This is a genomic window from Leptolyngbya sp. CCY15150 (assembly GCF_016888135.1).
Classification (GTDB): Bacteria; Cyanobacteriota; Cyanobacteriia; order RECH01; family RECH01; genus RECH01.
Window position 1 is genome coordinate 1 of sequence record NZ_JACSWB010000092.1, and the last position, 16,043, is coordinate 16,043.

Below are 16,043 nucleotides of genomic sequence, written 5' to 3' on the forward strand. Positions count from 1 at the left end.
TACCACTTCTCTTGCCGTTTTTACGGATATGAGTAGCCCCGCACTCTGGACATTGCATGGCAGATTCCTCCTGTTCATCCTCTAATTATGCAACACCGTACAGCCTTATGCTCAACCGTTGTGACAGCAATGCGAGGTGTGATTCCCGATCGTGTTAGCTGATGAATCGTCCCCTGAATTGCAAGGTTAATACTTTCTGTTGAACCAGATGTCCAGATAATGTCTTGTGGTATGGCACCGGTGAGTGCTGCTACATGCTGAGCAGCTTGTTTAACTTCTATATCTGCGCGATCGCCCCAAGCATGATCAACACTGCTTGCATTGCCAAACTTAGTCACCATATAATGATGTATGCAATGGGCAACGCGTGGATCTACAGGAGTTGTAAGACGATAATCCAGATAAATAGGATAGGATTTCGTAGTCGTGGGATTCAGTTTAGCTTGACTAGCGTGATCCTATTCTAATTTCAGGACCATATTGACGAAATTCATCATCTAGGTGGAAGAGAGAGTTACGAATCCATTGACGAAGTTGACGTGCGGGCTCTAAACAGTCTCGTTCATAGTCCATCACCGTCAGCTTCAGGTGAGGATAAAGAATTTTGAGAAAACCAGCTGCAGACTTTAAAATAGCATTTTGATCACGAACAGTTGCAGTACCATCGAAAAGAGTATGTTGTTGTGCATAGGATTGATAGCGGTTATCTTGACGGAGGCTCAGCAGGGCTTCTCCAAAAAAGTCCATCTTGAGTCCGGTCTGGAAAGCAACCATGTCTCGGTTAAATTTTGGGATCTCCCAGCCTGGGATAATCCCTGCAAAACGATCGAGAAATGCTGTTTCACTAAAAAAGTCTGGGAGATTAGCCACTAAATGATTGGGATGTCGAGGACGTAGATCGGCATCAAGTTCAATGTTGGCTAGCATGACTAGAGAACAATCACTACTGATATCCGAGAAGCCTGAGCGATTATAGCGGCCACTAGCTAAGTAGTTTTTAAGTGGCCCAATCACCTCACTGGGGTTATCAAACGTCAGACTTTGAACCTCGTCGAGAACAACAACATCATGACGCCCTAGTAATCCTACCTCTTTCGTTCTCCCGTTGATGAAAAGTTGAGCAGGGGTTACTTTTCCACCGCTCACCAAAGCAACTTTGTTACTAATATTTTCAAATACATAGCTTTTGCCTGTTCCCTTGGGAGCGAGTTCCATCACGTGAAAGTTAGATTCAACTAATGGTAAGAGGCGGGCTAACATCCAAGTCTTTGCATGATGGTTATAGGCTAAGTGCTCGGGGTTATAGCCCATAGAACAGAGCATTAGATCTCGCCATTCTTGACTGCTGAAGCGATCGCGACAGTCTGCATAAGCTGTCAAATCTACTTTAGAACATTGGAACGGATCAAAGTCAATAACCTCTGGTGTGCCATCACTTAACAAGCCTAGAGATATCTTACCCCAAACTCCCTGGCGCAGTAGCGCTTCATAGCGTTCAATTAAATCAGTAGAAATAGAGCACTCAGTAAGATTCAACACAGGAATAGTTGCAAATGGATCTGGAATTTCTCCTTTACCTCGTTCTAGCCGTACCCTGACCTGTAAAAGGGCAATGATTTTACATACTTCACCCTGGGTTAATTTAAATGAAATTACGTTACGATCATCTTTCCGTGGAAATGCTTTGCGGACGAAGTCGTGGATTTTGTCTGATTCTTGGGTAGATAATGGCCCATTCCCTGGAATGATTTTGTCTAGTAGCCACTCTGCTACAAAGCTCGGGACTCCTGCCCCTGTTAGTCCGCTGGAGGGTAAGCGGGTTTTGTCAATGCTCAAGGCTCTAAACACTTGGCGAACGCGATCGCTGTCATAGGACTGAAGATTAGAGGAAGTCATCAATTTCAAACCCGCTAGTAAACATTCTCTGAATTGTCAGGTGTGAATCTGGATCTAGGATAGCTGACCCCATTTCTCCCGTACCAGCATATTGAAAGCTTAAGTGCCCTTGTAGGGAAAGATGAACATGGTTCTCTTGATGATTGTCAGACATCGTGATGGAATGTGGCAAGGGGATATCTACCGTTACTGTACCACCCTGGGCAATCCATGAGATGTATTCATCCAGATAATACCCATGGGACAATTCAGGAATCTCTTGGATATGGAGACAAAGATTGCTTAAAGAAACAGAATTGGTATTCTGAATGGTGATAGATAGACGATCGTTCAGATGACCATGACTAGTGCCTGATGCATGCACCAAGACAGCAGAACGCTGAATTTGACGCCGTAGGATAGAATATCCAACAATCACCTCCTCAGGAAATAGACCGCCGTGGGAGCCAATCACACCTTGATTTGTGGTGTAGCTATAGGCATTAAGACTACCCGCTCCTCGAACTACGCTAACATGTTCTGGCACGGCAAAGCGATCGCTCTCCAGCACCACAAAACGTGGATCATCCGTCGCACCCAATGCCATCCGTCCTTGCAGAGTTAACCCAGGAGGAGGGTTAGACATCTGAGGCGTGATGCCCATCATTTGACCATGATCACTGGCAATCACAATTCTTAGCGCGTCAGGGTCTGGATATTCATCTAAACAATGATGAATCCGCTCAGCAATTATCTTTAGCTTCAGCGATCGCTCTTTGCTATAAAGACTGAACCAGTCAGTGTGATGATGGAACATAGCATCGAACTCTGTTGTATCCCAGCAATAGAGCTGATAGTTTCGTCGCCGCAAGTCTTTGTAGAGTTGGTCAAGCTGAGCATCTGTGTAGCGCTTACCAGACTTGACGTTGAATCCTTGCGCAGCCTGAACCATAGGGGCTGCTCGATTGGGCAATCGCTGGCTGTAGAGACTCCACTTGGCATACTCTGTTTTGGTGGGCAGAATACTAAATAATGGCTGAGGTTCTGTTTCTAACCTTAAGGTATTAGAGTCAGTTAAATATCTAATCAAATCTTGATGATCTAACCATCCTAACCCATCAATCACAACCCAAAGAACTGGATGCTGTAAAGCTTGCTCCTGAGCCTGATACCCTGCATGATAATTTAGGTGAGAGGTTTCAACCGGATCTTCTTTTAAGGTTGGATAATGCTCTAGAATCCAGTTAACAAAGCTTTCCGCCAAAGCAATACTGTCTTGTTGATCGATGGGCGGCTGTTTTGAAATAATTTCCCATTGACGGAAAGGCAAGTATTGCGCTGTAACCCATTGAAGTGTTTCTTCAGGAGACGCTTCTAGAGGTAGCGGTGTTGGCAGAGGATAGGCTTGATGAGCGTCTAAGCTGCGGCGCTGATCTGAGGTAAGATAGCGAAATAATCTGTGGGTGCGATCGCGGGTAATCCATTGAGGTCGCTGGATCAGTATAGTAAATGCTAGCTCTGCTACGCGATCGCCCCCAGATATTCTGGCAAGGTCAAGATTGTCTAGATCTTGAGCGTGATTGCGGTAGAGTCGCTGTTGCCAAAACTGCTCAAATTCTGCCTGAATGATGGATGGAATAGGATGAGGATAGTTGCCCAGGATGGGCAGTGAAGGCTCTTGTAAACCAAGCCATTGCCGTAATATGTCGAGTTTATGATCTGGCTGGTAGAAAGATGTCCAGTCGCCTGGCGGTAATGCCTGGCACCATGCTTGTTCCAGGGGTTGCAGGTCAGAGGGAACTGCCACAGTCAGCCACTGGGCAAGATGTTCTCTTGATGGTTCAGGGTACCATAGAACGGGATCGCTTTTAGTTTGGCTTGCCAAGACACTCGCAATGGCATCCTCGTCAGGGTAAGCATCCAACCTTACCACTAAGGATAGAACTTTGGCATCGTTCCAATCATTAGGAATAGCAATCCCAGCCAGCCATTGCTCCAATCGTGAGCGTGGCGAGGCTTGGATCGTGACTCGATGCATTTGGTTCCAAACGCGCAGCCAGTCTTCTGCCCAATGGCACAATCGCTGACCACTGACCCAGCAGGGAGCATGATGCCTGCCAAGATGTTGTAACCATTCAACTTCCGTACGAATAGATATATGTCCAGCAGGTACAGGATAGACGTTGCTAGGATCGAGGATAATTGGGTGATCGGTCACCAACGAGACTGGCAGTGGTGCAGGATCGAGGCGAGGTTCAGGGGATATCTTAGGAGGTGGAGAAGGTGCAGCCTGGCTAGACTCCACGATCGCGGTATCTAAATCCATGCTCCCTTTCTCTTGAACAACGAGAGGTTTCTGAGTCAGCGAGGGGAGAGCCGCGAGGAATGCTGCTGCACTTGTGAAGCGATCGCTATGCTTGGGGGCGATCGCCCGTAGTAATACCACATTCCAGGCTGGATCTAGGGTATGGCACCCATCTAAGTCCGTGGGTGCTGCTGCTACCTGTCCTAGGGGTGGCTCATCGGTAGGAAATGGATAACGGCCTGTGAGACATTCATAAAGCACTAAACCTACGCCATAAAGATCGCGATCGATGCGCTCTGCTTCGGATAAGCAAGGCTTATTGAATAAATCTGGAGGCATATACCGACGGGTACCTGCATTGATAGCATCTGGATCTTGGGCTAAAACTGCTACGTTAAAATCAATCAGTTTGATGCCCTGATCAATCAGGAGAATATTGGCAGGTTTAATATCTTGGTGATAGATATCATGCTGATGAATATGATGAACGCCCTCTAAAATAGCTTGGGCAATCTGATAGGCGGTTTCGAGGGAAAGGGGAGCAGAAGCGATCGCTGCTTCTAAACTTTGACCATCCACAAAGTCTAAGACAATAAAGGGGGTGCCATCCTTGAGTTTGTCAGCCCAAACAGCCGCGACAATGGAAGGATGCTCAGGCAGCCTGCTCAGAATCTGATACTCCTGCATTAGACGCCCTTCACAGGAATAGCGATCGCGGGTGATGAGCTTTAGGACACAGGTCTTTTTCGCCCAGGTTTCCCATATCTTATAAGCAACCGCAAAACTGCCCGGCTGGCCTAGACGCTCTAGAATACGATAGCGATCGTTCAAAACTGTATCAACGGGCAAATTCTCAAGATCTATCGATGGTGGCGCAGACTGGGCTGCTGGTAATGGTGCGGGCTGAACTGGCATATCCCTAGTTAAGATCGCGCTCAGGGCAAGCTGAGCCTGCTCTGCCGTTCCATAGCGAGATTGAGGATCAAGAGCACAGAGGGTTTGCAGCCAGGTATCTAGCTCTGCCGATAGTGCTGGGTTGAGATCGGAGGGCAGCATGGAAAATTGAGCGGCGCGATCGCACATCTCTTCAGGACTGCTGAAAGCTGGGCGACCGGTGAGCAGTTCATAAAACACTAATCCTGCAGAACATAGGTCTGATTGGGGGCTGGCTGCCGCTGGGTTACGATAACATTCAAGAGATTGGTACAGACTATTATCGGCGATCGCCTCTGCAATGTCTCCGGCAATCGTGCTGTTGCGATGCTGAATGCGGGCATAGTCAAACCCGGCTAAATAGGGGATGCCGTCTGAGCTAATCAGGATAGTATCTGGGGTAATGTTCCGGTGGACAATCGTTGCTTGGTGAGCATGGTTGAGGGCAGACAGAATCGATTGGATTATGTTCCATCGTTCAGCCTCAGTCAAGTCTTGGTCTTGAATATGCTGACGCAGCGATCGCCCCTCTAGGTCGTGAGTAACTAACACATAACAGTCTTCATCTGAGGTGGTAAAGAAATCAATCGCGCCCAAAATATTGGGGTGGGGCGGCACTCGCATGAGGGATTGGTAGGCATTGCTGATCAGGCGACGAGCATCTTGCCGTTCATGCTTACCCATGTAGGGATCCACCTGATAGACCTTCAAACGAACTACAATATCCTGAGAAAAGATCTTGTAAGCTCGATACTCTGTATAGTCTTGGGTGCGACCCAGGGTCTCGATCACCTGCCAGTCACGATAGCAGGGGCGTGGACTACGAGGAGCCGACTTACCGATAATTGCTTGCCGGATGGTACCGATCATGCCTCGTAAATCAGCATTACGATGGTTGGGAATAAAGTCGTGGCTTTGAAGATAATTGAGACATCGTTGATCAGCGTAAGTGATGTAGGGTTCGTCAGTTCCTGTATGGTCGGCAATCAAAATGTCACTGGCTGTTAGAATAGCCAACGGTTGAACATGCACCTTACTTAGCTCTGGCTTGGCGTAGTTAGCATCACGAATTAGGGCTTTAATCCCTTTGGCATGTTTGCGTAAGAGAGCAACGGGAGATGGATAGGGCGATCGCTCCTGAGGGTGCCACTTAGAGCCATAGATATCAATCCGCCCGCAGGTGCCCTTAATATCCACGACAAAGACGCAGTGGGGAGCAATCACCACCAGATCTAATTCAAAGACTTCCTTGCCTTGACAAATTTCTAGGTTGTGAAGGATCTCAAAAGTGTCGGGTAAGTTATTTCGTAAATAGAAAATAACGTCACGCTCAGCATTATTAACGGGTTGCCCAATGGCAGTCACCTTAGCCATCATACACCTCCATCCGGAGCATCCGGAGCATCTAGAAACTGGGCTAACTGTTGATAGAGCTGCTGGCGTTGCGGTCGAGGCAACTGCCTAAAGCGCATAATAATTTGATGGGACTCACTTTTCTGCAATTCCGTACGACATTGATGTTCAATGTAGGTGATGGTCTTTTTCTTATCCGATGTAAGGTATGCTGTATATTGATGGTGTTCATGATGAATGCTGTCTTGGATATCGCGAAAGACATCTAGACGTTTGGGGTCTTGAGCCGTTAGGCGGTCAGCCTGCCCTGCCCGTTGCCCCAGATCTTTCAGCCAAGCTTCTGCTTGCTCGATGCGCTCTTGACGTAGTAATTGCTGTCGGCTAGTGAGATCGTCGAGCACCGTTTGAAGGCGATCGCTCAAAGCTGAAGAAAGATTAGGAATAGCATTTTTCCAGTCCATGAGCCATTGAATTCGTTCACTACAAGCCTCAAGGGTACTCGTGTTCATAGACTCAGTCTGCTGCAGGAATTCAATCACCAGCTTACTATCAGCAACAAGAGCCTGATAGCGATGGTTCTCCTCAGAGGCCGTATAGCATTGAGCCTGCTGGAGCAGAGCCTCTTGTACCGCTTGGGCTTCAGCAACGGTTTCTGTGCGTGACAGGCGTTGCTCTAGCTTATTGAGACCTTGAAGATAGGATTGAATTTTTTTCTTGAGCTTAGTTTCCAGATGGGTCAAGGCTCCTTGGAAGCGCCCTAGGTCATGGAGTGATACCTGTATATCCCCAAGCTGATCGATCAAGTCTTGACAGTCAGCGATCGCTCCACTAGCTTGATACTGCATCTCTAAGTTATGCAATGTCTCAAGATCGGCGCGCAGGGCTTGGATTTGGGGAGCAAGCTGCTGATAATCATCGGCGAGGGACGATTGGTGAAAGGCTAGCTCTAGACGGGCATAGTCAGCCTGGAGTAGCTCCAGATCCTTAAGCGTTTCTAGCGACGCTAGGCGATCGCGGATAGATTGCAGACGCTGCTGATTATCCGCTATGCGCTGGGTGAGTAGTTGGCGAATCTGCTCCACTTCACTGCCGTAGACCGTTGGCTGGTGTAGGGTAGCGTAGAGGCTATTGACAGCAGCCATAGCATCTTCACACAGAGCTAGAGTACTCATCCGCTCCGATTGATATTGGCGAATCTGCTGCATGATTTTCAGGTCTTCCTCCCGTGCCTTACGCTCCTTAAGCTGCTGTTCAATTTCTGTGCGACGGCTTACTAAAAGCTGCTGAGACGCATCAACGCTAGCGGCAATGTCTGCGAATTCATCTGAGGAACTGACAAGAGTGCCAGCCTGCTGAAGCAGATCACCAAGATGCTGAGCATCCTTGAGGGTAGTAATTTTACGATCGCAAATATCTTGAAATCGACTGCTGAGGAGCGATCGCCCCCGCTGCTTGAAGTCTTGCAGTTGGGCATGGGCCTGCTGGACTGCGTCGGATCGCCCTAGGGTATCCGGAAAGTGGATGCTGATCAGGTCTTGGTAGACTTGAAAGATCTCGGCAATTTTTGTGAACGGTAGATCACGCAAACGCTGGAGTTTTTGCTGGGCATTGGTCAGAGTAGTCGATAATTCTTGTTGAAGCAGCTTAGCCGCATCATCTTGAGCTTGAACAGCAGATACCTTAGCTTTTAGTTTATCAAGCAAGACCTGTACCCGCTGCACATCAGCTGGCTCAGTAAAGCGAATGCGCTGTTGATTGATTTCCTCAATCAGGTTGATCACCGATGCAGAAGCCGCTGCACTGGTTTCCCGCTCTTCCCAAGCGTCGATTTGTTGAATCAGCTCCTTATGAAGCAGCTCCAAATCTTGCACCATCTGGCGAGCTTCTCGGCCAGGCTCGGTATCGGCAGGGAGGGTAGTCAACAGGTGCTGAATCTGGGCTTGGGTTTGGGTATAGTCCTGCTGGCTGAACTGACTGCCCAATTGCCGCGCCAAGGTTTGCACCTGCTGTAGCTGGCTTTGTAAACGTTGGGTCGTCTCAATCTGCTGGCTGGTTGTCTGAGCCAGTTGATCAGCGGCCTGCAACTGTTCAACAAAATGGGGGGGACTATGGGGCGCTTTTTTCAGTGCCTTGATGGTGTCATGCACTCTGTGACGATAGGTTTTACAGCTATCTAGATCGGTGAGGGTCTTCGCTTGCTGGCAAAGGGCGGTAATTTGATGCTCTAGGCGATCGCGCACTAGATTTTGGACATTCTGTTGGCGATCGCTCTGAGCGGCGCTGGGATGGACAGAAATGACCTCGGCTTCAAGCCGTGGGGATGGCATGGTTTGGAACAGGGTCGTGTAGGCATGAATTAAGTCTAGGAGGGACGTCGCATCGTTCAAGGCCTCAGCCTTTTCTACAGGGGTAAACCACTGGTCGATTCTGCCAACCTCTGTGGTAACGAGCTGCACCGTTTGCCGCACCTTTCTAAGCTCTGATTCATCCGCTTCAGACGAATCTAGGAAGCGTTGGGCCTGGATCAGATACTCCTGAGCCTGGTCATAGGCCATGGATGATGTTGGCAGTTCCGGGATCTTAAGCGTCTCACGGCGAATTAGTTTTGTGCTGTTGCCTTTCTCAATCCACTCTGCCACAAAGAGTTTGGGTTTATCTAAGATATCCGTACTAGCCCATTCCTTCAAAGCCTGGGTGATAATGGTGGAGGGCTGATTTCGTCTGGGTTTGACGACCTTGGAGCCGCGCAGTGTAACCTCACGACGATGGTAGGCCAGCCAACCAGCCAGGAGTACGGTAAAGGTATATTCGTTGTAACCATAGGGCGCACTGGACAGGACTAGCCACAGATCGTTGAGAGTGATGGTACGTTCTACCTGTCCATTGAGCTGGGTCATGTCAGAAATCTTATCCCAGGCTGTTCGCACCTTGGTCTCAGTGGGAACCTGAAGTTTATAGTCGCTGGAGGTCTTACGAAACAATTTCCAGCTTGTGCAAAATACCTCATCTAGAATCGTTTGGTAGGTTGATTCACTGGGAAGACTATTGACGCCGAGGGATCCATTGAATAATTGTTTAGCAATAAAACCAGTCACCTTGGAGCCAGTAGCATGACCCGTTCGCAGCTTATCAATGCTGTTAATGGGTGGAACGAAGGAATATCGCTCGGTTAATAATGCACTGATGACAAAGTTGGGATCGGTGGCTTGCTGCGTGGGCACTTTGTGTTGCGTAATGGAATGGAAGCTACAACTGCGGGACTGAACCATGCGCTTGAGAGTAATGTCGAGGTGATCTCGCCAGCGCTTGATTAATTGGGTGTAGGCTTCGCCCGCAAAACGGCGTTCTTCAGGTTCCTGTTGTTCGAGGGTCTGAAGCTTCAGGAGGATGCGATCCAGGTCTCCAACCGGCTCGGTGGGAATGGCGATCGCTACCTGATGTCGATTGGGCGATCGCTCTAGGTCTTTGTCAACGGTGCGGCGGAACTCTTCCAGCTCCTCAACGCTACGAGCCAAGACGTAGGCCAATATGCCGCGATCGCTCACTTTTTCCATCTTCAACGAGCTGGAAAGGGCGCGCCGTAGACCATCAATCGTATAAAAGCGATGAACAAATTGCCAGTCATCACCCACTTGCTTGTGGGTGTGGACAAACTCACGGGCCATACAGGTGGAGCTTTGTAAAAATCGGGAAACTTGACCCCGACTATATTGCACGAGGCTGTCAACCGTGGAGGTTTTATCTCGCACAATATCGTTGATTTTGTCTTCTAGAGCATTGGGATTCTTACCGGGGAAAAAGATATAGGTTCGGGTAGCCGCCTGGTAGTAGATCAGTTGGCGTACTTCCGTAAGGACGTGCAGCGCCTCTTTTTGCTTGAGCGGCGATAGCCCGGTCAGACGGCTGAGGATATCTTCGTGGGGGTGGTTGTCGCGTTTTGTAAGACTGCCGCCACTGGCATGGTAGAGCAAAAGAGCGTTGAGGGTTAGCAGCTCGTCGGGGTTGTCGGAATTGAGGACGGTATGGCGAGCCTCTTGGTAGGCGTGGAAGTTACCCTGGTTTTCAAAGTTGTCGAGGAAGGCTTCGACGAGAGTCACGGGGTAGATGAAGTTCAGCCGTCCCTCAACTTCAACGGGTTGCTCTTGGATAATCTGAGTGACAGCGCCGCGCAGGAATTCGATGGCGGAGCGATCTTGGCTGAAGGGTAGATTGGCTAAGAGGTAGGCGGTGATGGGGTGCAGGGGAAAGCATCCCAAGGACAGGTGTTTGCAGAAATCAGGGAAGGACCAGCCCCGGGCTTTGTAGGCGGGAATGTAGGTCTCATAGGCGGCGCGGGCTTCACCGACTAGCGTTTCTTGCCAGCGTTGGGTAAACTGTTGCCAAAGGTCTGTGCCTTGTTTTTGCACCAGCAAGCTATCGATGACAAGTTCTAGGCTGGAGGCGGGGGTGTAGGTTGCATCCCGAGGAGCGAGGCGAGTAGATAGTTTGCGATAGGATTCTAGGGTATTGGCCGAAATACCCAGCTCGCTTTGCAGGCTAGTTTGACTGAAGCCAAGCAGGGCAATTTTACCTTTGTAGTTTTCGCAAATGTTGGTGATGTTCTGCAAGGCGGTGCCGCCGGCACCAATTTCGTCATTGGCCCAGTCTTTTAGGTAGTAGTAGAGTTCATCAAATAGAATGAGAATACCTCCGAAGACAGCATTTTCACCAGTACAGAGGGTGGTAATAAGGTCACTCAGAATTGCTTCAATGTCGATGCTGTCTTGAAAGTCGGGGACGATGCCGAGCAAATGTTCTGCAACCTGTTTCACGGCACGGATAGCGCTGGTGTTGTTATTGCGCAGCAGGTTAGTCAGGTTTTTGATGTCGCCATCAGGATGTTGGATAGCATACAGGTAATCGTTGGCCCGTTTGACGTCTGCAGGATTGAGACGTTCTAGAAACTGTAAGGGTTTACCGCAAATGTGGCGAGCGATCGCTCCATCCCCAACGTGTTCAGCATCTAGAGTTTGATTAACCGCTTGGAGAAATTGTTTGCGTAGATCACCCCCCAAATCCCCCCGCAGGCAAATGACCAAAAAGCGGCGGCTTTTCTTAAACGCCTGAAGGCCTTCGATCAATCCGTCTGATTGACCTGAGACAGCTTGTTTGACTTGGTCTAACACCCCCTGAACTTCAGCCGATTCATGGGCCTTGCCAAAAAAATTGGCGATCGCCACTGCAAAGTGAGATTTGCCTTTGCCATACTGCTGAACCATCAGATGAATGTTGGACTCATTGCGGCTGCGGTAGCTATCGCGCAACCGGCTGAGAATACCAACGGTGGAGGCTTGAGGCTGTTGATGGTTGTAGTTGAAGATGAAGCCCCTACAGAGATCACGGTTGTCCTCTGGGTTGTTCACCATATCCAAGTTAACTGAACTCCGCAGGACACCGGTTTGGTTAACTTCAACAATCTGGTTCAGACGCATGATGGATTACCTAGGCACAGTCGTGGGTAAGGGGCAGAAGGATTGAAGGATTAGACAGCAGCAAGGGTGTGAAGGCGATCGCTTGGCCAGCTAGGCGGTGCGAGTTGGATGGGCAATAGGATCCAAAGCAGGGCGTCGAGTTTGCGGGTTTTTTCGAGGGTGCTCCAAAACAGGGTGACGCGGCCTTGGGGCTGGGTGCGGAGATAGGTGATCAGGCAATCGAGGCCTTCCAGCAACACCATGGGTTTTTGGGCACGGGTACAGATCATTTTGATGGCCTCTAGCTCCCGTTCAGGGTAGTGATGAAGGGTGAGGAAGCGATCGCCTGGATCGATACGGGCTAGCAGATCATCGCGATAGTTAATCCGCTGAGCATTGTTGAAAAAAGCAAGCTGACTAAGGTCAGACTCCGTGGGAGTATCCCATAGCAATAGATGAGCTTGGTTGGCTGGGCGGGCAGTACTTAGGCGAGGAAATTGGTCGAGGGCGATCGCCATAGCTAGGCTCCTGCGTAGGCTTTGTCAAGAAGGTCGAGGGGAGAGAGCCAGCGGCGCACCAGTTGGAAGGGGGGCACCTCTCGGCGTTGTTCGAGGATGGCGTAGGTTTCGAGGGTATCGAGCTGGGTTTGCAGTTGGGTATTGGAAAGACCAAGCAGGGCAGCTAGGCCAAAGGGTTGGTCGAGCAAGGTTTTGGTGAGGATGGAGGTATCGTCGGGGTAGTCACGCTCCCAGAGTTTGGCGAGAATATAGCCTATGAGGTAGGGAGAAGGCAGTTGAACGTCGCCGGTAGTGTAGGTTGTGCCATTCAGGGTGAGCCATCGAATGGCAGACAGGGCCGTCGAGTCGGTGTAGGTGCGGAGAAGTAGCTTAAAGTTTTTGGTCAGGACTTTGGGCGTATCGTCAGCAAAGACAGCGCTGCTGTATTGCACCAGGTCGTCAAGGGTGAACTGAGCATGGAGCGGGGCATAGTGGTAGACAAGCCAAGGCCAACCGCCCCAGTCGGCAGGCTGGTTAGGAGAAGCAGCAAAACCGTGCCCAGCTAGGCTGAGATGGGCGTGCATGAACCAATCTGTGAGGGGACTGATCAAATAGGGATCTCGCTCTAGAATGAGCTGCCCTTCAGGACTTAGGGTATGTCCTTGCACTAGTCCAGCTCGAATTGCCCAGCTTTTCATTGGGCCAACCTTCTTGTTCCCCAATCCTGTTTTAGTCATTAAATCTGAAAGTGGAAAAGCTAAACCTTCTTCATCTGCTGCTACGCGTAGGATTTTGAGCAAGTCTTCCTTTTTCAGTGCAAATGATGCATTAAAGCTGAGCTGTAGTTGTGGCATGAACAAAACCCTTATATGGCTGATGACCTATAGATGACAAGCTAAACAAGGTAAGCCATCCACTTCCTCATCAAACAAGTCATCTAAAATATCTACGAGCGATAGCGATTGACCATTGGGAGCTGCTTTTTGCTGAGCGACCGATTTTTCATGGTGAGCTATGATGTCTTCTTCGCGCGCAAGCAGTTCTAGCAAGGTTTCACCATCTGTCCAGGTATACTGCCGCCCATCCTTGTGTTCCTGCTCATAGCGCACAGCTTCAGCAAACAAATCAGGATGCTCTTTCGCCAGCTTCACCCACTCATATTTTCTCTGGAAGAAACAAAAGAAGCATCCTGATCGACTCCGCCAACGATAGTAGTCTGGCAGACCAATACCGCTATCTTCTAGAAGATCGAGAATATCCTGCTTGACTAGACCTTGCTCCTTAAACGGAAATACCGGCTGAATATTCGGCTTAGTAGAAATATAGCCATCTCGATCCTCATCCGCCCGAATTCCAACATAACTGATGGCAGCATCTTCCCCTACAAACTGCTCTAGGGGTTTAATTTTCATTTGCCTAGTACACCATCGGCTTCTGGGTGAGGGGAGATATCCACCATAAATATCCAGCCAATAATCAAATCCCTGAGCTGCACTGAGATAGTGTATTTTGATACCTAGACGAGCCTTAATTCGGTCAAGGTATTCGTAGGTTTCCGGCAGTTCCTTATGGGTATCACAGAAAAAGTACTCCATCTCTGGAATGTCTTGATGAAGCAAAATAGCGAGGGCTGTGCTGTCCTTGCCGCCGGATAATCCAAGAATGTGTCGAACTGCTGATTGAGCCATGCCTATCCTAATTGTACAAACTCTCTAACTAAATTCAGAGAATCAAAACATCTGTATTACTCTACCCAAATCTGCCGCACTTAGCTAGATTCAGACAGCATTAATTTCCACCGCGTTGGCACTAAAACATTCGTTTGAGGCTGAATGGCTCCAGTATGGCGAGCAACACGGTAGGCATGAGCAGCAAGGTTGATGGCATAAATAACCATTACTATAAATTTATCAGATTGTTCGATGGAAAATTGTCGCTCTCCCTCGCTCAAGGCAATCGTTGGCATTAGGGCCGGTGTTGCCTTAACGTTCACATAAGCGATGGGTGCCTGAACAGTGCCCACTAGAATATCGAACCCTAGAGTATCGTGGGGTTGCTGGGTAATGGGCTGATCAGGATAGTCTTGATGCAAAAGCTGTACGGATACTGCCATGGCAAACTCATCTGTTTCACTATCAACGTCTGCTTCTTGATCATATCCACCATGCCGAGCGCTGTCCAAAACTTGGTATAGCCGGAGAATTTCTGCTTCGTCTAGGGAATTGCGTTCGATGGCTCGACTAATCCAGTCCGTAATTTTCTCGACGCAGAGCTTAATTGCTTGGTCAACTCCGGGGCGATCGCTGAGGTCAACATTTAAAGAAAAATTTTGGCTGTCCTTGTGATAACTCAGAATTTCGTGTTTGCCGACTAACCAGCGTTTGGGATTATCCATCAAAATCTTGTCCCACTCGCTGATATCTGAGCGATCGTAGCCGCCAAGGGCGCGTGCCAGCTCCTTTCGACTTGCTATCCCATTCCGAGTCAGCAGATGCAGAATAACGACTGGCTGATACACTGCCGTCATGGACATTGTTTGATCCAAAAACTCGATCAGCTCCGAAATCGATCGCATGGCTCCCCACTCAAAAATCACATGACCCTTAGACACAAGGCTGCATCCTACCTAGGAACATCCCTAGAGTAAGAATTCCCACAGTCATCTTTGCCCTAACACCTCTTCAAAACTTTGTTGTTCAACTTGCCGATTGAAAGATGACCCCATCATCGAGTATGTGCCCAATCCTCTAGAGTGGTAAACCATTGGGGATAAGGGCGCGATCGCTCCCGAGCCCTCAACGTTCAAATACCGGCAATTTAGGTCACAAGCTGTAGAAAATGTAATAAAGATTCACGTCTTCAGCATTTGCCATCGAAACTGTGGCATGGTAACGTGCGTAGATTTCACCCTGACCTCAGCGATCGCAACTGTCGACCCACAGGATCAAACAGATACTGTCAAGCTGGGTGACGGACGATAGTCATGCCAACATCTCTACATGATTATCCCGTAATTTCAACCTTGACAGATAGATGCCCACTTTTAGATGCCCATTTTATGTCGTGATTATCAACGCATCACCCTTGACCATGGCGCACCCGATCGCCCCTGCCTACCCCTTCGCCCATTTCACCCCTGATGCCACCTGATACTAAACCTACTGCCATGTTTGCCCGCCACAAAACCTTTCATCCCCACGTTGGTTGCTTGAAGAAAGGATATGACAAGGCCCACACCGATCCCCAGATTGTTATGCGCGACGATGCCCCCATCGCCTGGGCGTTGGGAAAAATATGGTGCGTTCCATGCGATATTGGTGTATGGCCTTGCATGTGCTAGAGGAAAGCGATCGCACTCTCACCGCTACCTCCTTTGGTCAACATGTATTAGGCGATCAAGGCTACGATCCATGTCTAGAAGATCCGGCCTCCCTCTGGCTGTTGTACGGCTCATTACTCAAGCCGCCCTGCTTGGCAACCGCTTGGGATATTGCCTTTAACCAATTTCCTCGACTAGAATTTCCGTCTGATGAATTAGACTTTATCGGAAATAGGAGAGAAGTCGCTGCCAGTCAACTGTATCTGTAGTTGTTTGGGATTAAGCGGCGGCTCTCAGACTCCGTTGCTTGG

At 49.1% G+C, this 16,043-nt stretch carries 9 protein-coding genes; 1 reads left to right on the forward strand and 8 read right to left on the reverse strand.

Features of this window, described 5'->3' with window-relative positions:
- Window positions 1-74: 74 nt before the first annotated feature.
- The 8 genes from JUJ53_RS00700 to JUJ53_RS25385 form a co-directional block, all read right to left on the reverse strand.
- Complete coding sequence (locus JUJ53_RS00700; protein ID WP_343327867.1) at window positions 75-437, reverse strand: aminotransferase class V-fold PLP-dependent enzyme; 363 nt, start codon at window positions 435-437, stop codon at window positions 75-77.
- Between the two features lie 10 nt (window positions 438-447).
- Entirely contained in the window at window positions 448-1,896 is a 1,449-nt protein-coding gene (gene brxL / locus JUJ53_RS00705; RefSeq protein ID WP_204150068.1) for a BREX system Lon protease-like protein BrxL, read from the reverse strand.
- Window positions 1,883-6,487 (reverse strand): protein kinase, encoded by a 4,605-nt coding sequence (locus JUJ53_RS00710; RefSeq protein ID WP_204150069.1) that lies wholly within the window; start codon window positions 6,485-6,487, stop codon window positions 1,883-1,885. The genes brxL and JUJ53_RS00710 overlap by 14 nt, the downstream gene beginning before the upstream one ends.
- Complete coding sequence (locus JUJ53_RS00715) at window positions 6,487-11,937, reverse strand: hypothetical protein (RefSeq protein WP_204150070.1); 5,451 nt, start codon at window positions 11,935-11,937, stop codon at window positions 6,487-6,489. The genes JUJ53_RS00710 and JUJ53_RS00715 overlap by 1 nt, the downstream gene beginning before the upstream one ends.
- Before the next feature lie 50 nt (window positions 11,938-11,987).
- Entirely contained in the window at window positions 11,988-12,434 is a 447-nt protein-coding gene (locus JUJ53_RS00720; RefSeq protein ID WP_204150071.1) for a hypothetical protein, read from the reverse strand.
- 2 nt (window positions 12,435-12,436) lie between these two features.
- Entirely contained in the window at window positions 12,437-13,267 is an 831-nt protein-coding gene (locus JUJ53_RS00725) for a DUF4007 family protein (protein ID WP_204150072.1), read from the reverse strand.
- Between the two features lie 27 nt (window positions 13,268-13,294).
- Window positions 13,295-14,101 (reverse strand): phosphoadenosine phosphosulfate reductase family protein, encoded by an 807-nt coding sequence (locus tag JUJ53_RS00730; RefSeq protein ID WP_204150073.1) that lies wholly within the window; start codon window positions 14,099-14,101, stop codon window positions 13,295-13,297.
- 80 nt (window positions 14,102-14,181) lie between these two features.
- Window positions 14,182-15,024, reverse strand: a complete 843-nt coding sequence (locus JUJ53_RS25385; RefSeq protein WP_204150074.1) for a DUF3883 domain-containing protein — start codon at window positions 15,022-15,024, stop codon at window positions 14,182-14,184.
- Between the two features lie 683 nt (window positions 15,025-15,707).
- Between JUJ53_RS25385 and JUJ53_RS00740 the strand changes: the two genes are divergently transcribed.
- On the forward strand, window positions 15,708-16,001 hold the full coding sequence (locus JUJ53_RS00740) for a DUF4007 family protein (RefSeq protein ID WP_239124675.1): 294 nt from the start codon (window positions 15,708-15,710) through the stop codon (window positions 15,999-16,001).
- Window positions 16,002-16,043 lie beyond the last annotated feature (42 nt).